We start from the raw sequence: 19,069 nt of genomic DNA, 5'->3' as shown, positions 1-19,069 counted from the left end.
CAGCATGAAGCTGAGTGCCGATGCGGTATAGGCGAGGGTGTCGGTACCATGAATCACCACAAAGCCGTCGTATTCATCGTAATGCGCGGCGATGTCGTCGGCCATGGCGTTCCAGTGTTCGGGCCGCAGATTCGACGAATCGATCAGCGGTGCGTATTCCTTCAGGGTATAGGCAGGGAAGCCGGGTGTGCGGGCGGCAAGGCGCGCCAGTTCGCCGGGTAGATAGCCTGGCGCCGGGCTATAGCCGGCCGGACTGGCCTGCATGCCGATGGTGCCGCCGGCGTAAATGACAAAAAGGCGTTTGGTCTGTGCGGGCATGGTGGGAGTGATTCGGTTAATATCGGCGTTTCGCATGTGGCGCGCCGATTTCAGGAACGCACCCTGGCCGAATGAAAGCATTCGGCCAGGGTAACTTCTGTTTAAAGGGCGCAAAGGCGCCGCCACCAGACTTTACCGCGCCCGGTCTGCCGTATCCAGCCATGTCCATTGTCGACAATAAAAAAGCATTTCACGACTATTTCATCGAAGAGAAGTACGAGGCCGGCCTGGTACTCGAAGGATGGGAGGTCAAGTCCATCCGCGCCGGCAAGGTTCAGATCAAGGAAGCCTATGTGGTATTGCGCAATGGCGCCTTCTATCTGTTCGGCGCCCATATCACGCCGCTTACTTCCTGCTCGACCCATGTTCTGCCCGACCCGACCCGATCGCGCAAATTGCTGCTCAACCAGGCCGAGATCAACAAGCTGATCGGCAAGGTGGAGCGTGCTGGCTACACCCTGACGCCGCTGGATATGCACTACAAGACCGGGCGCATCAAGCTGCAAATTGGACTGGCCAAGGGCAAGAAGCAGCACGACAAGCGCAATACCGAGCGCGAGCGCGATGCCAATCGCGAGATTCAGCGGGCCATGAAGGTGAAGGTGCGTTAGGTGTGCTGAACCGGCCGCGTCGATCGTGGTCACACGCCGGGTTACATGTACTTACACAATTGACGCGCCGGGCAATGAATGATTTACCGTTTGCCCTTAAGGTAGCCAGCTCGTCGTGCCTAGCCTGGAGTTCCTGATGAAGCCCTTACTACCCCGCCTTGCCCTGGGTCTTTTCGCCGCCATGTTCGTTGCCGCACAGGCAGCGCCAGGTGCTGCGCCTGACAGGCTGCTCGCCAATCACCCGATTCTGGCGGCCTTGCAGGAAGCGCGACCCGAATTGAAGCTCAGCAGCGAGCAGGACAGCCAGTGGGCAGCCGCTGAAGCGGCCAGCAAGGCGGCGCGTGAGGCGATGGCGGCCGATCATCAGCGCATGCGCGCCATCATGCGGCAAGAGGGGCAGAAGGATGTCATGGATCTGGCAAGTCTAGATCAGCAAATGGAAGCGATGATGGCCGCTGGCCGCAAGGCGCGCGAGCAGGCCAAGGAGCGCTGGCTGGCGCTGTACGACAGCCTGAGCCTTGAGCAAAAGCGCATTGCCAGCCAGCACATCAAGGATGCCTTGGCACGCATGGATAAATTGCATGAGCAACTCAAGGCTACAACACGGCCGGCAGGTAGCTGAGCGCCGAGTGTGTGTCAACAAATGGGGTAATGACCTGGGGGCCGACCGATCGGCCCGTTTTTTTGCCTTTAGCCAGTCTTTTGCCGCCAGTGAGTGGGCCGCCGCTTCAGGATTGCATTGCCGGAAGCATCGGCCGACGAGGGTTTGCCGTATGCGCCTTTCATGCAGCCTCGCGCGGCAGGTAGAATAGCCGTCGATGACGCGGTAGCTTGCTGTCCGCCCCAACAAACCGCGCGAGGGAGCATGATGAAATTTCTTTTAAGCAATGACGACGGCTATTTCGCACCTGGTCTCGCCGCACTGGCGGCCGAACTTGGCAAGGTGGGCGAGGTTACCGTGGTGGCGCCGGAGCGCGATCGGAGCGGTGCTTCCAACTCGCTGACCCTGGACAGGCCATTGAATGTCAGGCAGGCGCCATCAGGCTTTTCCTATGTCAACGGCACGCCGACCGATTGCGTGCATCTGGCCGTCACTGGTCTGATGGCGCAGGCGCCCGATATCGTGCTGACCGGTATCAATGCCGGGCCCAATATGGGCGACGACACCATCTATTCCGGTACGGTGGCGGCAGCGACCGAGGCCTATCTGCTTGGGGTGCCGGCCATTGCGCTGTCTTTGGCGGGTCGTCCGCCGCTGCATTACGCCACCGCTGCGCGCATCGCCAGGGAGCTGGTCGAGCGCTTGCAGCGAGACCCTTGGCGCGGCGCCATGCTGCTCAATGTCAATGTGCCTGATTTGCCATACGAGCAGTTGAAGGGGGTAAGAGTGTGCCGACTGGGTCGGCGCCACAAGGCCGAGCCGGTTATTCCAGCGCAAAACCCGCGTGGCGAGACCATCTGGTGGGTGGGGCCGCCCGGATCGGCGCAAGATGCGGCGGAAGACACCGATTTTTGGGCTGTCAGCAATGGCTATGTGGCAATCACGCCCTTGCAGATTGATCTGACCGCCTTCAAACAGCTGGACTTCCTAGCCGGCTGGCTCGCATGAAGCATGATTTTTCCGGCATCGGCATGACGTCGGCGCGCACGCGGGGCCGCATGCTGGATCGCCTGCGCCAGCAAGGCATACGCAATGAGGAAGTGCTGGCGGCCATGGGCAATACGCCGCGCCATATCTTTGTCGACGAGGCATTGGCGCATCGCGCCTATGACGATGCCTCTTTGCCGATCGGGCTGGGCCAGACGATCTCCCAGCCCTATATCGTGGCGCGCATGGTCGAATTGGCCCTGACTGCGCCACATCGTGACAAGGTGCTGGAAATCGGCACCGGTTGCGGCTACCAGACTGTTGTTTTGGCGCAGCTGTTCAAAACGGTCTACTCGGTTGAACGGATTGGACAATTGCTGGACAAAGCGCGAGTTCGACTGCGGGATTTGCGGATTAACAACACTCGCTTGCGTCACGGCGATGGATTTTTGGGCATTGCCGAGGCTGCGCCGTTCGATGTCATTGTCATGGCGGCGGCGCCGGCCTTTGTGCCGGAATCCCTGCTAAACCAGCTGGCGACTGGGGGAAAGATGGTTTTCCCGATAGGTACAGTCAATCAGGAATTACGAATGATCGAGCGCACCAACGACGGTTTTTCCGAGAGCAAGCTGGAGAAGGTGCGCTTTGTGCCCATGTTGCCGGGCCTTGCCTAGCTTCAGTAATACTGTCATCTTGGTGCTAAGGTGTTGTTATCGCTCGCTACGCGCCAAAATCATAAGAGGGAGTAACGAGTTGAAGTTAAGTCGTATCGCTGGTCTGACGTCCACTTTGTTGCTCGCCGCCTGTGCGACTCAGCCGGCGCGCGCGCCTGCACCCATTGTCGAGAAGACCAAGCCTTCCGGCGTTCCGGCAACGCCCAAAGCCGCGCCGGTGCAAAACGGCCCCAGCAGCGGTGTGCGGCCTGCAGCCGCGCCAGCTACCCCTTCATCGGCCGAAGCACGCGGTGGCAAGGTGTATACGGTGAAGCCGGGCGATACGCTGTACAGCATTGCCCTGGAAAACGGCCTTGATTACAAGGAAGTGGCGGCATGGAACCAGCTGGCTGATGTCAATCTGATCAAGGTTGATCAGCTACTGCGCCTGAGCGATCCGGCCGATGACGCGACGGCAGGCGATGGTGCCGCCGTCGTGGTTCGCCCGCTCAAGCCGGTCGGCGAAGTCGTTGCCAGTGCCAAGGCTGCAACGTTGGCGTATCCGAAGGCGATCAAGGCCTCTCCCGGCACCGATGCGGAAACGGTCGCCCGCCAGGCCGACGGGCCTGCCGCCAATGCACCGGTCGCTGCCAAACCGGTCGAGGTGAAGCCAATCGAGGTAAAGCCGGCCGAATCCAAGCCGATTACAGACAACAAGCCGGTGACCGCCGGCGGCGATGATGAAATCGCCTGGGCATGGCCCTCGGTCGGGAAAGTGATCACCCCATTCTCTGATGCTGCCAAAGGAATCGATATTGGCGGCAAGCTGGGTCAGCCGGTTCAGGCGGCTGCTCCGGGAAAAATCGTCTACGCCGGCGCTGGCCTGCGTGGTTACGGCAAGCTTGTCATCATCAAACACAACAAGATGTATCTGTCGGCGTATGCCCATAACAGCCAGTTGTTGGTCAAGGAAGGTGATAGCGTGAAAAAGGGAGACAAGATTGCAGAAATGGGAAACAGCGATGCGGAGCAGGTCAAGCTCCATTTCGAAATCCGGCGCTTCGGCAAGCCGGTTGATCCAACGAAATTCCTGACGGCGGGCTAGGCCATGAACGAAAGTCTCGACACCATTGATGATGAGCTGGTTGAAGAAGCATTGCTGGATGAAGAGGAAGAAGAAGCCGCCGAGGCAGAAGCCGAGGAAAAGCCGGAAGAGGCCGAGCATTACTCGGTAGAGTCAACTGGCGATGTGACACAGATTTACCTGAACGATATCGGTCACAATGCCCTGTTGACGCCGGATGAGGAGCGCCGCCTGGCGCGCCTCGTGGTTCAGGGCGATTTCGATGCCCGCCAGAAGATGATCGAGCACAATCTGCGTCTGGTCGTGAATATCGCCAAGCACTACATCAACCGTGGCATGGCTCTGCTTGATCTGATCGAAGAAGGCAATATCGGCCTGATGCACGCCTTGGAAAAGTTCGATCCGGAGCGCGGTTTCCGTTTCTCCACCTATGCCACCTGGTGGATACGGCAGAGCATCGAGCGGGCGATCATGAACCAGTCGCGCACCATTCGCCTGCCGGTGCATGTGATCAAGGAACTGAACGTCTATCTGCGTGCCCAGCGCCATCTCGAAGCGCAATTGGGGCGTGAGCCGACCCTGGATGAAGTGGCGTTCCAGGTAGGCAAGCCGGTGGAAGATGTGCGCCGGGTGATGAATCTGAACGAGCGCATGGCGTCCTTGGATGCGCCGCTCGATATCGATCCGATGCTGAGTATCGGTGAGTCGATACCGGACGAGCAGCACGACGGCCCGGAAATGATCCTGCAGAATGCCGAAGTGCAACGTTATGTGCGCGATTGGCTCAGGCAGCTCAATGACAAGCAGCGCATGGTGATCGAGCGGCGCTATGGGCTCAATGGCTACGATATCTGTACGCTGGAGGATCTGGCGGCGCACCTGCAACTGACGCGGGAGCGGGTCCGGCAGATCCAGATCGAGGCACTGGAGAGCCTCCGGCGGCTCTTGCGGCGCCAGGGGGTATCAAGAGACGTACTGTTGGGTTGAAGCCAGTCAGTGCAAAAAGCAAAAGGGCCGGGACATCACCGGCCTTTTTGCTTTTTGTGTTCTGGATGCATGCAGGGCGATGACCACGGCACATCGTTCTGCATCACGCGCTAGAATGCGCGCTTTGTTTCGCCGTACCACTCTCCCCAGGATAAGAACATGCTGACCGTCTACAACACCCTGGCCCGCGAAAAGCAGGTCTTCACGCCCATCGAACCCGGCCGGGTGCGCATGTATGTATGCGGCATGACGGTGTACGACCTGTGCCATATCGGTCACGCCCGCATGCTGGCTGCCTTTGACATCATTTATCGCTGGTTGCACGCATCGGGCTATGAGGTGAGCTATGTGCGCAATATCACCGATATTGACGACAAGATCATCAAGCGGGCGCTGGAGCGCGGCATCAGCGCCGAGGCGCTGGTTGATGAAACCATTGCCGATATGCACGCCGACCTCGCCCAGCTGAATCTGCTACCGCCCACCCACGAGCCACGCGCTACCCAGCATGTGGACGGCATGATCGCCATGACCGAGAAGCTGATCGCCAAGGGCCGCGCCTATGCGGCTGACAATGGCGATGTGTACTACGCGGTGCGTGAATTCCCCGGCTACGGCAAGTTGTCGGGCAAGTCGCTGGATGATTTGCAGGCCGGCCAGCGCGTCGAAGTCGATCCGCACAAGCGTGACCCGTTCGACTTTGTGCTGTGGAAGGCCGCCAAGCCGGGCGAACCAAGCTGGGAGTCGCCATGGGGCCCCGGCCGTCCGGGCTGGCATATCGAATGCTCGGTGATGTCCGAGCACCATCTGGGCAGCCATTTCGATATCCATGGTGGCGGCGAAGACCTGCAATTCCCGCATCACGAGAACGAAATCGCCCAGTCCGAAGGCTGCCACGACCATGCCTATGTGAATTACTGGATGCATAACGGCTTTTTGCAGCTGTCGGGCGAGAAGATGTCCAAGTCCTTGGGCAATTTTTTCACCATCCGCGATGTACTGAAGGCCTTCGATGGCGAGGCGGTGCGCTTCCTTATCGTGAAGGCGCACTACCGCAGCCCGCTCAATTACTCGGATGACTTGATCCGTGATGCCAAGCTGGGGCTGGATCGCCTGTACACCGCGCTGAAGAACACCCCGCCCGAGGGCCGCGCGCCGATCGACTGGAACAGCAGCTATGGCCAGCGCTTCAAGGCGGCCATGGATGACGATTTCAATACGGCCGAGGCGGTGGCGGTGCTGTTCGAGATGGCGGGCGAGATCAATCGTCAAGGATCGGGCGAGTTGGCAGCACAGCTAAAGGCCTTGGGCGGCATTCTGGGCTTGCTGCAACGCGATCCGCAGGTGTATTTGCAGGGGCAGGCCGGCGAGGGGGAGTACGCGGCAGACAAGATCGAAGCGCTGATCGCGGCACGCATCGCCGCGCGTGCTGCCAAGGACTTTGCCGAATCCGACCGGATCCGCAAGGAGCTGCTCGATCACGGCGTGGTGCTGGAAGACGGTGCGCAAGGCACCAGCTGGCGCCGGGTGTGATCGCTTCGGTGTCGGGATGGGCGGTGTATCGCTCGTCCCGGCGCTGGGCACGCCACACAGAGTATGGCCTTGATGCTGCTAAACGGTTGGCTTGCGCACAAAGCCCTGCAAGCCTTCCGGCGCCTGCTCGGTTTCTTCGATGGCGGTGACATAGGCATTGGGCGGGCCTTGCCAGCACCATTTGAGCAGGCGCGCCACCGAGGCATCATTGCCTTCGACCACCGCCTCTACGGTGCCTTCCTTGCGGTTGCGCACCCAGCCCTTCACGCCGAGACGATGGGCCGTCCATTCCATGGCGTTGCGATAACCGACACCCTGGACATGACCCTTGATCAAAAGGTGATAGGCCTTCATGCCGGCGCCTCGCTGGTTTGCGCAAAGCGCTGGCGCAGTAGCTGATGTGCCTCGTGCAGTGAAGGCAAGACTCGATGGCCCATTGCCAACAGGGCATCGCTGGGTGGTTTCAGGTCAGGAATCTGGATGGCGGTCATGCCGGCCGCCAGCGCAGCGCGCACGCCGGGGTCGGAATCCTCCAGTACCAGACAGCGCTGCGGATCAACGCCGAGCCGGGCTGCGGCTTGCAGATAGATATCCGGGGCTGGCTTGGGGTGCTCGATATCGTCGCCGCTGACCACCAATTCGAAAAATCGGTCGAGGCCAGCCAGCCGCAGCTTTTGCTCGGCCCGAACGCGCTTGGTGGAGGTGGCGACGGCGCGTGGCATGCCGATCTGCTCCAGCCATTGCAATAATTCGATGATTCCGCCTTTCAGCGGCAGGCCGTTTTCCACTTCGGCGGCATACAGGGCGTCGGTGCGGGCAAACAGGCTGTCGAGGTCATGCCCAGGGAAACGCTGCTTCAGCAAGGCATGGCACAGTTTTTCATGCAGGCCCACCATGCTGATCAGCAGTGCATCGTCGAACACCATGCCCTGCTCGGCGGCGGCAATGCGCCACTGCGCCAGCACGATGCGCTCGCTGTCTATCATCAGCCCATCCATATCGAACAGGATGGCGGCGGGGGTGAAATCGAGCTGCATGCTCAAGCCTTGTCCTTGTTTGCCCAGTCGGGCGCCAGCAGTCCGTAACAATCGAGGTCGTGAAACTGGCCCAGCCAGAAACCCTGCTGGCGATGCCGGCCTTCCAGCTTGAAGCCAAGGCGTTCGGCCAGCTTGATCGAGGCATGGTTGTCCGGGTGGATTTCTGCCTGTACCCGATGCAGCTGCATCTCGCGAAAGCCATAGTCCAGCGCGGCCTGCAGGGCTTCGTGCATATAGCCCTTGCCCCAGGCGGCGCGACCGAGCTCGTATCCTACAACACAGTTGCGCCAGCTGCGGTTCCAGCGAAACAGGCCGACACTACCCAGCAGCTCATTGTGTTCGCGCTCGGCAATGCCCCAGCGGGTGCCGGGATTGGGGTCGCGTCGCCAGCTGGCAAACATGTCGACAAGCTGGCGCGCCTGATAGCGCTCGGTCATCGGTTCCGAGCCAAACCATTTCATCGCCTCGGCATCGGCATGGATGGCAAACAGGGCATCAACATCGGCCGAAACGATTTCGCGCAAGATCAGGCGCGGCGTACGCAGAACGGGAAATGACATGGACGGGCCTGCTTTGTTCGGATTGCCGGGTGGGCGCGCAAGACGGTTGTCTCACGGCGCTGCGTATCCATCCCGCGCAAGGGCGGGTGGACACGCCATGTGTTTGCCGACTTGCTAGCTGACGCGCATGCCAGGCTGGGCTCCGCTGTCCGGGCTCAGCAGATAGATGCCTGGAGTCTCGCCGCTGGCAGCCAGCACCATGCCTTCGGACAGGCCGAATTTCATCTTGCGTGGCGCCAGATTGGCCACCATCACCGTCAACCGGCCGATCAGGTCAGCCGGTTGATAGGCCGACTTGATGCCGGAAAACACATTACGGGTATGGTCGCCAAGGTCCAGCGTCAATTGCAGCAGCTTTTCGGCGCCCTCGACATGCTTGCAGTCGACGATGCGGGCAATGCGTAGGTCGATCTTGCCGAAGTCATCGATATTGATGGTCGGGGCAATCGCTTCGATCTGCGGGCCGGCTGGCGCGGCGGCGGCCAGGGCATTTTGTTTGTTGGTTTCCACCATGGCTTCTACCTGCTTGGGGTCGATACGGGTCATCAGATGGCTGTATGGGGCAATGGCGTGGTCCAGCAGCAGGCCGCCGACATCGTCCCAGCTCAGTGGCGCAATCTGCAGGAAGGCTTCCACCTCGCTGGCGAGCTTGGGCAAGACCGGCTTGAGATAAATGGTCAGCAGGCGGAAGGCATTGATCAACAGGCTGCAAGCGGCGTGCAATTCGCCTTCGCGGCCTTCCTGCTTGGCCAGCTCCCACGGTTTTACCTGATCGACGTACTGGTTCACTTCGTCGGTCAGCGCCATGATGTCGCGCACCGCGCGGCTGTATTCGCGATCCTCGAAGCTCTCGGCAATGCCTGCGGCTGCCGCTTGCAAGCGTGCCAGCAGGGTGGTATCGGGCAGGCTGGTGGCCAGCTTGCCGTCAAAGCGCTTGGCGATAAAGCCGGCGGCGCGGCTGGCGATATTCACATACTTGCCGACCAAGTCGCTGTTCACGCGCTGGACAAAGTCGTCCAGGTTCAGATCGGCATCTTCGATCTTGCTATTGAGCTTGGCGGCGTAGTAGTAACGCAACCATTCCGGATTGAGCCCGGCATCGAGGTATTCGCGGGCGGTAATGCCGGTGCCGCGCGACTTGCTCATCTTCTGGCCGTTGACAGTCAGAAAACCGTGCACATTGATGGCCGTTGGCGTGCGATAGCCGCTGTACTGCAGCATGGCCGGCCAGAATAGGGCGTGGAAATACAGGATGTCCTTGCCGATAAAGTGATACAGCTCGGCGTCGGAGTCAGCCTTCCACCAGTCAGCAAAGTTCTCGCCGATGCGGTCGAACAGATTCTTGCTGGAGCCCATATAGCCGACCGGCGCATCCAGCCACACATAGAAGTACTTGCCCGGCGCATCGGGAATCTCGAAGCCGAAGTAGGGCGCATCGCGGCTGATATCCCAGTCCTGCAGGCCGGCCTCGAACCATTCATCCATCTTGTTGGCGGCTTCGGCCTGCAGGCGGGCACGCTGCGCGCCATTGACCAGGGCGCCGCCGCGGGTCCAGTCGCGCAAAAATTGTTCGCAATCGCCCAGCTTGAAGAAGAAGTGCTCGGACTCGCGTAGTTCCGGGGTGGCACCGGAGACCGAGGAGTAGGGGTTCTTCAGCTCGGTCGGGCTATAGGTGGCACCGCAGACTTCGCAGTTGTCGCCGTACTGATCCTTGGCGCCGCACTTGGGGCATTCGCCCTTGATGAAGCGGTCGGGCAGGAACATCTGCTTTTGCGGGTCGTACAGCTGGCTGATCACCCGGCTGCTGATCTTGCCATTGGCTTTGAGCTTGGCGTAGATGTCATAAGCGAGATCGCGGGTTTCATCAGAGTGCGTGGTATAAAAATTGTCGAAGCCGACCCCGAAACCGCTAATGTCGTGCAGCTGTATATCGTGCATGCGATCAACCAGCTCCTTCGGGCTGATGCCCTGCTTCTCGGCCGAGATCATGATCGGCGTGCCGTGGGTGTCGGTGGCGCAGCAGTAGTAGCAGGTATGGCCACGCATCTTCTGAAACCGCGCCCAGATGTCCGGTTGCACATACTCCAGCATATGGCCCAAGTGCAGCTGGGCATTGGCATAGGGGAGGGCGGCGGTAACGAGGATTTTGCGTGGCATAGGGTCGTCCTGGAAAAATGAGTGGCGACGGGTGAAACAAGCGGCGGGAATGAAACAAGGCCGCCTATTTGCAGCAAGTACTGGATCGAGGCTGAGCTGCCTGCCTGGTACTGAAAGGCAACAATCAGCCGGACGACGATTATAGCCGAGCGTGCTGCGCTGCCGCATGGCTGCCTGTTAGAATATTGGTCTTTCCGTCTTTTCTGCCCTATTTCCCCATGTTTGTTTCTGTTGTCGATTACCGCTCGCCCAATGCGGCTGCCGAATTTGCCGAGTCATTGCACCGTACCGGCTTTGGCGTGCTGAAAAACCACCCGATTCCGCAAGAACTGGTGCAAGCCATCTATGCCGAGTGGCTGGCGTTTTTTGATGGCGAAGAGAAATTCGCCTATGCGTTTGATCCGGCCAAGCAAGATGGCTATTTTTCCACGCAGATTTCCGAGACCGCCAAGGGCGCGACGCTCAAGGACATCAAGGAATACTTCCATATCTACCCCTGGGGCCGCATTCCGCCGACGCTGAAGGCCAATGCCGATCGCTACTACGCACTGGCCAGCGATCTGGCCAGCCAGCTGCTGGGCTGGATCGAGGACAATGCGCCGCCGTCCGTGAAGGCGCGCTTTTCCGAATCACTCCCCTCGATGATTGCCGGCACCCCCAATACCCTGCTGCGGGTGCTGCGTTATCCGCCGCTGACCGGCAATGAACCAGCCGGTGCCCTGCGCGCTGCTGCCCATGAAGATATCAACTTGATCACCGTGCTGCCCGCTGCCAATGAGCCCGGCCTGCAGGTCAAGGGTAGCGATGGGCAATGGCGTGATGTGCCCTGCGACTTCGGCACGCTGGTGATCAATATCGGCGATATGTTGCAGGAAGCCTCGGGTGGCTATTACCCGTCCACCAGCCACCGCGTGGTCAACCCGACCGGCGAAGGCGCCAGCAAGTCACGCATTTCTCTGCCGCTGTTCCTGCATCCACGCAGCGAGGTGGTGCTGTCGGAGCGCTACACCGCCGATGCCTACTTGCAGGAACGCCTGCGCGAGCTTGGCGTCAAGATGTAAAGCCCCTCTCCCGCAAGCGGGAGCGGGTGGCCCATCGGGCCAGGTGAGGGATGCCGGAACACCGATCTCGCCTGTTACACGGAATAAGGCTTTAAGCCAGGAATGACCATGATTACCGAAGCCACGCTGCTGGACGCCCTGAAAACCTGTATCGATTCTGATACTGGTCGCGACTACGTCACCATGAAGGCGGTACGCGATCTCAAGCTCGATGGCGCCAGCGTCAGCCTGACCATCTGTCTGCCTTACCCGGCCTTGAGCCGCCATGCCGCCATCGCCAGCCAAGTGGAAGCGGCCCTGCGTGCGGCTGGCGCCGGCGCGGTGGCTGTTAGGGTGGAGAGCCGTATCGAAGCGCACACCGTGCAACGCGGGCTGACGCCGCTGCCGGGGGTGAAAAACATCATTGCAGTGGCGAGTGGCAAGGGCGGGGTCGGCAAGTCCACCACCGCCGTCAATCTGGCTCTGGCTCTGGCGGCGGAAGGCGCGCGGGTCGGCTTGCTCGATGCCGATATTTACGGCCCCTCGCAACCCTTGATGCTGGGCCTGCAGGGCAGCAAGCCCGAGTCGCCCGATGGCAAGTCCATCCTGCCGATGCGGGCGCATGGCCTGCAGGCGATGTCGATCGGCTTTCTGATCGATGCCGAGCAGCCGATGGTGTGGCGCGGCCCGATGGTGGTGCAGGCCTTGATGCAGTTGCTGAACGATACCCGCTGGGATGATCTTGACTATCTGGTGATCGACCTGCCACCCGGCACCGGCGATATCCAGCTGACGCTGAGCCAGAAGGTGCCGGTAACTGGCGCGGTGATTGTCACCACCCCGCAGGATATTGCCCTGCTCGATGCGCGCAAGGGCCTGAAAATGTTCGAAAAGGTCGGTGTGCCGGTCATTGGCGTGGTGGAAAACATGGCCACCCATGTGTGCAGCAATTGCGGCCATATCGAGCCGATTTTTGGCGAAGGTGGCGGTGCGCGTATGGCCGGCGAATATGGCGTCGAGCTTTTGGGCCAGCTACCGCTGGAAATGGCGATACGCCTGTCGACCGACGCCGGCAAACCGACGGTGGCCGCCGAGCCGCACGGCGCTACCGCCGCCATCTACCAGGCGATCGCCCGCAAAGTGGCCGTACGGGTTGGTGAGCGAGCCAAGGACTTTTCCGCGCGCATGCCGAAAATCGTGATTCAGAACACCTGAGCGCGCCATGATCGATATTCGCCAATCGCTGGCCTATCACAGCAATCTGATCTTCCACCATGCCGATGGCGAAGTGGCCGACTGTGGTGACTATCTGCGCATCCGCACGCCATCGAACCCGCGCTTCTGGTGGGGAAACTTCCTGTTGTTCGGGCAGCCACCTGCTGCGGGCGATTTGCCGCGCTGGGACGAGCTGTTTCAAGCCGAGATCGCGGCGCAACAGCCCCTGTCGCAGCACCGCGCTTTTGGCTGGCTGGGCGCGCGTGGCGATACCGCCGCGCTGGAGGCGGCCGGCTATGAGGTGATCGAAGCGCTGCAGCTGGTTTGTGACCAGCCGGTGCTGCCCGATAACGCCCATGCCGGTGTCGACATACGCCCGCTGGCAGATGAGGCCGAATGGCTGGCCGCCACCGAGTTGCAGATACTGGCGCGTGATGCGGTTCATAGCGAAGCCAGCTTTCGCCCGTTCAAGGAAGCGCAGATGTTGCGCTATCGGCTGCTTAGCGAAGCGGGTGGTGGCTTTGGCTACGGTGCCTGGCTCGATGGTGCGCTGGTGGCCAATCTCGGCGTATTTGCCAATGATGAGCTGGCTCGCTACCAGAATGTGGCCACGCACCCGGATTATCGCCGCCGCGGCATTGCTGCCCGCATAGTGTACGAGGCCGGCTGCCATATGCTGGCGACGTTTGGCCCGCGCCGCCTGGTGATCGTGGCCGACAAGATCGGCCCGCAAACCCTCTATCGCAGCGTAGGCTTTCAGCCGGCCGGCTTTGCCTACGGCGCAGACAAGGCGCCTCCGGCGCAATAAAGGAAACACAAGATGAGCATCAAATCCGACCGCTGGATCCGCAAGATGGCGCAAGAGCACGGCATGATCGAGCCGTTCGAGCCCGGCCAGGTGCGCTATGTCAATGAGCAGAAAATCGTCTCCTATGGCACCTCGAGCTATGGCTACGATATTCGCTGTGCTGATGAATTCAAGCTGTTTACCAATCTGAACAGCACCCTGATCGACCCGAAAAATTTCGACGAAGCGAGCTTTGTCGACGTATCGGGCAAGGGCTATTGCATCATCCCACCCAATAGCTTCGCTCTGGCGCGCACCGTCGAGTACTTCCGCATTCCGCGCAATGTGCTGACCGTATGCCTGGGCAAATCCACCTATGCGCGCTGCGGCATCATCGTCAATGTGACGCCGTTCGAGCCGGAGTGGGAGGGCTATGTCACGCTGGAATTCAGCAATACCACCCCCTTGCCGGCGAAAATCTACGCCAATGAAGGCTGCGCCCAGGTGCTGTTTTTCGAAGCCGACGAGGACGATGTCTGCGAAACCTCGTACAAGGATCGCGGCGGCAAGTATCAGGGCCAGGTGGGCGTGACCCTGCCCAAGACCTGAGCGTTCTGGCGATAGGCGCACGGCTCATGCTGGCTGCTTCCAGGCTATGCCACCGTGCAGATGCCTGAGTCGTGTAGTTGGTGTGGCCAGGTGAAGCCGTCGCCGGTCTGCGCGGTCGGGCCCGTCGTTTGGCTGTTCAAGACATTTTCCGGAAAGCTGCCCATGAGCGAACTGCATATCCGTCCAGCCCGGGCCGACGACGCCCGCCTGATTCTCGGCTTTATCACCGAGCTGGCCATCTATGAGCGGGCCGAGCATGAGGTGGTAGCGACTGTCGACGATATCGCCGAGGCCCTCTTGGGCAACGGTCCATCGCATGCGCTGATTGCCAGTGTTGATGGACATGCGGTTGGTTTTGCCCTGTATTTTTTCAGCTACTCCACCTGGCTGGGCAAGCCGGGGCTGTATCTGGAAGACCTGTATGTCTCGCCGCAGCATCGTGGATCAGGAGCCGGCAAGGCCATGCTCAAGTATCTGGCGCGCCTCGCTTGCGAGCGGCAATGCGGTCGATTCGAGTGGAGCGTGCTGGACTGGAACGAGCCGGCCATCGGCTTTTATCAATCCATCGGCGCGGCGCCGCAAAGCGAGTGGGTGCGCTACCGCCTGGCTGGCGAGCAACTGCGGGCGTTTGCCGAGGCCTGAGTGTCTGTCAGCGCGCGCATCAAGTGGCGAGCTTCGTGATCCAGCAGTCTCGCGTTACCATTGCGCGATAACGATATAACGAAATCGGCTTTGGATATGGCACTGAACGATCACGATCAAGCGCGCCTGCAGCAGTTGCTGGCGCAAGTGGCAGAGCGCACCGACAACTTCCTCGGCTACCCGGTAGCCAAGGACTTCGACTACAGCGAACTGATTCCCTTTCTGCAGTTCCCGCTCAACAACCTGGGCGACCCGTTTGCCGACTCCACCTGGAAGGTCGCCAGCCGCGAGTTCGAGCGCGAAGTGATTGCCTTTTTTGCCGAGGTGCTGCGCGCGCCACAGGACAACTGGTGGGGTTATGTCACCAATGGCGGTACCGAAGGCAATCTGTATGGCCTGTATCTGGCGCGCGAGATGCTGCCCAAGGGCATCGTCTACTACTCGCAGGAAACCCATTACTCGGTGGTGAAGAATCTGCATTTTCTCGGCATGCGTTCCATCATGATCCGCAGCCAGCCCAATGGCGAGATCGATTACGACGATTTGCGCCAGGTCATGCATATGCACCGCGATACGCCGCCGATCATCTTCGCCAATATCGGCACCACCATGACCGAGGCGCGCGACGATATCCGGCGCATCCGCGCCATGATCGATGAACTGGCGCTGGCGCAGTTCTATATCCACGCCGATGCAGCCTTGTGCGGCATGATCTGCCCGTTTATTGAGCCGCGCCCGCCATTCGATTTTGCCGACGGCGCCGATTCGGTTTCGATCAGCGGCCACAAGTTTCTCGGCTCGCCCATTCCCTGCGGGGTGGTGGTGGCCAAGAAGCAGAATGTCGAGCGCATTTCGCGCAGCATTTCCTATATCGGTTCACTCGACACCACCATTACCGGCTCGCGCAATGGCCTGACGCCCTTGATGCTGTGGTACCGCATCCGCTCGCTGGGCATCGATGGCATCCGCGCACGCGTGCAGTCAGCCTTGAAAACTGCCGCCTATGCCGAGCAGCAGCTGCGCGCACTGGGGGCCGATGCCTGGCGCAACCCTGATTGCATCACCGTGGTGCTACCCAAGGTGGCGAGCGCACTGAAAGAAAAATACCAGCTGGCGACCGCTAATGGCATTACCCACCTGATCTGCCTGCCCAATGTCAGCCAGGCGCAGATCGATCATTTCATCCAGGACTGGCAGCATTTTTCCAAGGCAGGACACTAATGCACCATCTCACCATCGTGGCGGCCGATCGCACCGGCCTCTTGGGTCAGCTGTCGGCCGTGCTAGGCGACAACGGTATCAATATCGCCGACATTCAGGCCCGTGTGCACGGCCAGGACGCCATCATCCAGATCTCGGTCGACCGACTCGAGGATGCACTGCGTGTGCTGACCGAGGAGGATTTTCACGTGGTGGCCGATGATTCGCTGCTGCTGCGCGTAGCCGACCAACCGGGCGCCCTGGCGACAATTGCCCAGCAGCTGGCTACGGCAGGCGTCGATATCCGTGGAATTCGCCTGGTACAAAGACATGCCGATTTTTCGGTGATTTCGGTGACCTGCGATGACAATGCCGCCGCCCGCGGCGTGCTGGCAGAATTGGTGGTGCGCTGAACCATGCATGTTTGGTGATTCAACAGGGCGGCATAAGGTAAGCGCAGCACCAAGCGCGTTGCAAGGGAGCAGGCTCCCTTGCTTATTGTGCGCATCTGAATGATTTTGTTTTGCCGGCTCTGCTGATGTGCTGGGACCAATGATTCAGGCTGGGGCATTATTTGACATATCTTTTTTCAATATCTGCAGCACTGCCATCCTGATTCATTTTCTCCAGCGTTTCGCCCAGTTGGGAAATCAGATAGTCATCCACTTGCGGATTGCAGGCCAAATACAATGCAGCTTTGCTGAACGTCAACTGCTCGCTGATAGCCTCGCTCAGCCCGCTTTCACGTAGTATCTCGTTGCCACGGGTTCTGCTCGATGCCCAGAGCGCTATGCGCCCAGCCAATAACTTGCGCGGATTCAGTTTGTCTTCCATGGCGGCTTCGGTAGAGAATCCATTGGCACGCAAAAAGCTATCGCGCACATCGCCATTGTAGGTACCAACCTTATAGGCACGCGCATCATCCAGATTGGTCAGCAGGTAGTTGTGATCCCGCAGGCCAAAGAACACCCAGTAATCATAGGCAAGCGGACCTACCCATTTGAATCGCCCTTCACGTTCGGGACGGCGAGCGGTTGAATAAACACAGGTATTATCATGCTGGGCGGCCATTTCAAATGCGCGCTTCCAGGGAAGCAATTCAATACGATAGGCAACTTGATTGCGCGCCAGTATTTCACGCAATTTGTCGCTGGCAATGCCGGTGATGCTGCCGTTCATCAGCATATTGAAGGGCGGGTTGGACTCGGTAACGAGATGCAGCGGCGTGGCAATATGCCAGGCACGTTTATATTTCCGTACAAAATCGAGTCGATCTGAGTAGTTTTCGCTACCTGGCGCGGTGCTTGCATTGAGCAAGACGGGGCGGGTGCGGTAGCCGGACGGTGGCTGGTGGGATAAAGCCCGGTACATTTCATCGGCCAATTGATAGCCCTGTTCCTTGAATGGCTCTGCCACCGTGGCAATTTGTGGTGATAGCCCCGATGCGATACGGCTTAATGCCGTGGGCGATCCATCCCCTGCCGAAATATTGCGGATATCCGACCGCCCGATACGTGCCAGGATATGGCTCATATGGTCGAAATACACATCATTGATTGCCAGCGTGTAGGTCCAGCTTCGACCATAGCGCGCGTTCAACCGTTCTACTTCGCCAGGTAAAGCCGTGCCGGCCCGTGATATGGGTAGATCGACAATATCGAGCAACTGGCATTGATGAGCAGCCGTGCATTTGGCCAACGCGGCGCTGATTTGGGCTGTCTTGGCTCGCGCAACCGCAAACTGGCTATCGGTAAACACCACCACGCCTGCCTGCCGGCCTACCTTTTCTGCCTGCTGCACCAGAAAGCGCACGGCAACCTCTGCGACGGAACCCGGTGCCGAACCTACATCGGTAAACAGGCGCATGTCGTGACTGTCGCCAGTGCTGGCATGCCAACCCACCAGCGGGACTGGCGGTGCGTTGTGCCAGGCGAGGCTATCAAGTACCGGTTCCGGATCAAAACCGCCGATTATGATGCCGTCAGCGCCGCCATGGATTGCGCTGTTCAATGCATTTGCCTGCCCCGCCGCACTGCCGGTCCCATCAACCATGCGGACTCGCCAGCCAAGTAGTCGCGATGCCTCCTGAAATGCGCGATAGGCGGCAACGATGCCGCCGTTGCGGCTGTCGGCCGCAACAAAGACGATCGTCTTGTTGTCTGGCGTGGCAGCTTTGCCTGCAGCAAGTCCGGTGGGCGTGGCCGCAAGTCCCACGCAGCCAAGCAGCAGGCAAGCGGCCAGACCAAATAGGAACGCACGATGGCTGATCCGGCTCACGGCTCGCTCCCTGCTCGATGGTGTACCCACCAGAATAGGCCAGCTGCATGCAGTGAGGCAGGGTATCTGCCTTGGCCGGCTCGGGGCACCGGATCGGCGCGCGACAACGGTCACCCTCCCTGTTCGCGAAGGGGGGCGTACTTGATGTGGGTATGGAATAACCAGAAAGGCAGCCTGGGCTGCCTTTGAGGGTTTGACAAACTACCGGGTTTACAGCTCAGAAGCTGTAAACCGCCTGCAGGCCCAACAAGGTGTTGTTATTGCTGTAAGTCCCGTCCTTCTTGCCAAATACCGGCAGGTTGGCGTGGTCAAAGCGCAACTCGCTCTTGAGGATGACCTGCTTGGTCGGGTAGTAGAGCAGGGCGGCGGCCAGCGAGCTACGCTTGGCGCCCTTGCAGCTGTAGCCGAAGTCGGTCGGGTCGTTGGCCTGTGCCGCGGCAAAACAGGCGGGGTCGATGCCGAAGCCGTTGGCAATATCGGTACCATTGGTCAGGCCGTAGAGCGCCGACGTGCCACCGCCATTCTTGCTGTTGTCCAGATAATCGCCACGCAGGGTGCCCGACCAGCTGTCGCTGAACTTGTAGTTGCCCTGCAAGGCAAATCCCCACCAGACCGCATCGCCGCCATTCCATGCGGCTTTTTTCTGGCGGCCGTAGTCGATTTGCGCATTGAGCGTGGTTTCCAGCAGGGAGTAGGACAGGTCCAGCTCGGTATAGAACACCGAAGACTTGAAGCCGGCTGGCTGATCCTGGCGATTATTGGTGGCACTCT

Annotated in this window: 21 protein-coding genes; 14 read left to right on the top strand and 7 right to left on the bottom strand. The window is 59.9% G+C overall.

Annotation, left to right across the window (positions count from 1 at the left end; translation table 11 throughout):
• On the bottom strand, window positions 1-318 hold a 318-nt coding region (locus ACE3OH_RS07940; protein WP_374350497.1), incomplete at its 3' end, for an asparaginase domain-containing protein.
• Window positions 319-479: 161 nt separating this feature from the next.
• Here ACE3OH_RS07940 and smpB point away from each other — a divergent pair.
• The 7 genes from smpB (at window position 480) to cysS (ending at window position 6,774) form a co-directional block, all read left to right on the top strand.
• Window positions 480-929 carry an SsrA-binding protein SmpB gene (gene smpB, locus ACE3OH_RS07935; protein ID WP_374350505.1) on the top strand — a complete coding sequence of 150 codons (450 nt, stop codon included), beginning with the start codon at window positions 480-482 and terminating at the stop codon, window positions 927-929.
• A 136-nt stretch (window positions 930-1,065) separates the two neighbouring features.
• A complete protein-coding gene (locus ACE3OH_RS07930) occupies window positions 1,066-1,551 on the top strand; it encodes a Spy/CpxP family protein refolding chaperone (protein WP_374350494.1) in 486 nt (161 codons plus the stop codon).
• A 246-nt stretch (window positions 1,552-1,797) separates the two neighbouring features.
• Window positions 1,798-2,538 carry a 5'/3'-nucleotidase SurE gene (gene surE, locus ACE3OH_RS07925; RefSeq protein WP_374350503.1) on the top strand — a complete coding sequence of 247 codons (741 nt, stop codon included), beginning with the start codon at window positions 1,798-1,800 and terminating at the stop codon, window positions 2,536-2,538.
• Window positions 2,535-3,191: a protein-L-isoaspartate(D-aspartate) O-methyltransferase gene (locus ACE3OH_RS07920; protein ID WP_374350491.1), complete on the top strand. Its 657-nt coding sequence runs from the start codon at window positions 2,535-2,537 to the stop codon at window positions 3,189-3,191. Before surE ends, ACE3OH_RS07920 begins: the two co-directional genes overlap by 4 nt.
• Before the next feature lie 79 nt (window positions 3,192-3,270).
• Window positions 3,271-4,275 carry a peptidoglycan DD-metalloendopeptidase family protein gene (locus ACE3OH_RS07915; protein WP_374350489.1) on the top strand — a complete coding sequence of 335 codons (1,005 nt, stop codon included), beginning with the start codon at window positions 3,271-3,273 and terminating at the stop codon, window positions 4,273-4,275.
• 3 nt (window positions 4,276-4,278) lie between these two features.
• On the top strand, window positions 4,279-5,241 hold the full coding sequence (gene rpoS, locus ACE3OH_RS07910; protein WP_374350487.1) for an RNA polymerase sigma factor RpoS: 963 nt from the start codon (window positions 4,279-4,281) through the stop codon (window positions 5,239-5,241).
• A gap of 159 nt (window positions 5,242-5,400) precedes the next feature.
• Window positions 5,401-6,774, top strand: a complete 1,374-nt coding sequence (gene cysS / locus ACE3OH_RS07905) for a cysteine--tRNA ligase (RefSeq protein WP_374350484.1) — start codon at window positions 5,401-5,403, stop codon at window positions 6,772-6,774.
• Window positions 6,775-6,852: 78 nt separating this feature from the next.
• On the opposite strand, the gene ACE3OH_RS07900 is transcribed toward cysS, so the two are convergent.
• The 4 genes from ACE3OH_RS07900 to metG form a co-directional block, all read right to left on the bottom strand.
• The gene (locus ACE3OH_RS07900) at window positions 6,853-7,128 is read right to left on the bottom strand and encodes an acylphosphatase (RefSeq protein WP_374350482.1); all 276 of its coding nucleotides are present in this window, start codon (window positions 7,126-7,128) and stop codon (window positions 6,853-6,855) included.
• The gene (locus ACE3OH_RS07895) at window positions 7,125-7,811 is read right to left on the bottom strand and encodes an HAD family hydrolase (protein ID WP_374350500.1); all 687 of its coding nucleotides are present in this window, start codon (window positions 7,809-7,811) and stop codon (window positions 7,125-7,127) included. The genes ACE3OH_RS07900 and ACE3OH_RS07895 overlap by 4 nt, the downstream gene beginning before the upstream one ends.
• 2 nt (window positions 7,812-7,813) lie before the next feature.
• Window positions 7,814-8,371 carry a GNAT family N-acetyltransferase gene (locus ACE3OH_RS07890; protein ID WP_374350479.1) on the bottom strand — a complete coding sequence of 186 codons (558 nt, stop codon included), beginning with the start codon at window positions 8,369-8,371 and terminating at the stop codon, window positions 7,814-7,816.
• Window positions 8,372-8,485: 114 nt separating this feature from the next.
• Complete coding sequence (gene metG / locus ACE3OH_RS07885; RefSeq protein ID WP_374350477.1) at window positions 8,486-10,528, bottom strand: methionine--tRNA ligase; 2,043 nt, start codon at window positions 10,526-10,528, stop codon at window positions 8,486-8,488.
• Between the two features lie 218 nt (window positions 10,529-10,746).
• On the opposite strand from metG, the gene ACE3OH_RS07880 reads away from it, so the two are divergent.
• From ACE3OH_RS07880 to ACE3OH_RS07850, 7 genes are all read left to right on the top strand, one after another.
• Entirely contained in the window at window positions 10,747-11,589 is an 843-nt protein-coding gene (locus ACE3OH_RS07880) for an isopenicillin N synthase family dioxygenase (protein ID WP_374350474.1), read from the top strand.
• Window positions 11,590-11,691: 102 nt separating this feature from the next.
• Complete coding sequence (apbC, locus tag ACE3OH_RS07875) at window positions 11,692-12,783, top strand: iron-sulfur cluster carrier protein ApbC (protein WP_374350472.1); 1,092 nt, start codon at window positions 11,692-11,694, stop codon at window positions 12,781-12,783.
• A 7-nt stretch (window positions 12,784-12,790) separates the two neighbouring features.
• Complete coding sequence (locus ACE3OH_RS07870; protein ID WP_374350470.1) at window positions 12,791-13,591, top strand: GNAT family N-acetyltransferase; 801 nt, start codon at window positions 12,791-12,793, stop codon at window positions 13,589-13,591.
• Between the two features lie 12 nt (window positions 13,592-13,603).
• Entirely contained in the window at window positions 13,604-14,179 is a 576-nt protein-coding gene (dcd, locus tag ACE3OH_RS07865) for a dCTP deaminase (protein WP_374350467.1), read from the top strand.
• Between the two features lie 162 nt (window positions 14,180-14,341).
• Window positions 14,342-14,821: an N-acetyltransferase family protein gene (locus tag ACE3OH_RS07860; protein WP_374350465.1), complete on the top strand. Its 480-nt coding sequence runs from the start codon at window positions 14,342-14,344 to the stop codon at window positions 14,819-14,821.
• A gap of 96 nt (window positions 14,822-14,917) precedes the next feature.
• Window positions 14,918-16,042 carry a histidine decarboxylase gene (locus ACE3OH_RS07855; protein ID WP_374350462.1) on the top strand — a complete coding sequence of 375 codons (1,125 nt, stop codon included), beginning with the start codon at window positions 14,918-14,920 and terminating at the stop codon, window positions 16,040-16,042.
• Window positions 16,042-16,434, top strand: a complete 393-nt coding sequence (locus tag ACE3OH_RS07850) for an ACT domain-containing protein (protein ID WP_374350459.1) — start codon at window positions 16,042-16,044, stop codon at window positions 16,432-16,434. The genes ACE3OH_RS07855 and ACE3OH_RS07850 overlap by 1 nt, the downstream gene beginning before the upstream one ends.
• A 157-nt stretch (window positions 16,435-16,591) precedes the next feature.
• Here the strand turns inward: ACE3OH_RS07850 and ACE3OH_RS07845 are convergent, their stop codons facing one another.
• A complete protein-coding gene (locus ACE3OH_RS07845) occupies window positions 16,592-18,298 on the bottom strand; it encodes a substrate-binding domain-containing protein (RefSeq protein WP_374350456.1) in 1,707 nt (568 codons plus the stop codon).
• A gap of 217 nt (window positions 18,299-18,515) precedes the next feature.
• The coding region (locus ACE3OH_RS07840) for a DUF3138 family protein (protein ID WP_374350454.1) at window positions 18,516-19,069 on the bottom strand (554 nt) is incomplete at its 5' end.

Origin of the sequence: Chitinimonas sp. (assembly GCF_041904975.1) — a bacterium.
Taxonomy (GTDB): Bacteria; Pseudomonadota; Gammaproteobacteria; order Burkholderiales; family Chitinimonadaceae; genus Chitinimonas.
The sequence above is the reverse complement of the archived record's forward strand: the minus strand, read 5'-3'. Positions and strand labels throughout refer to the sequence as shown.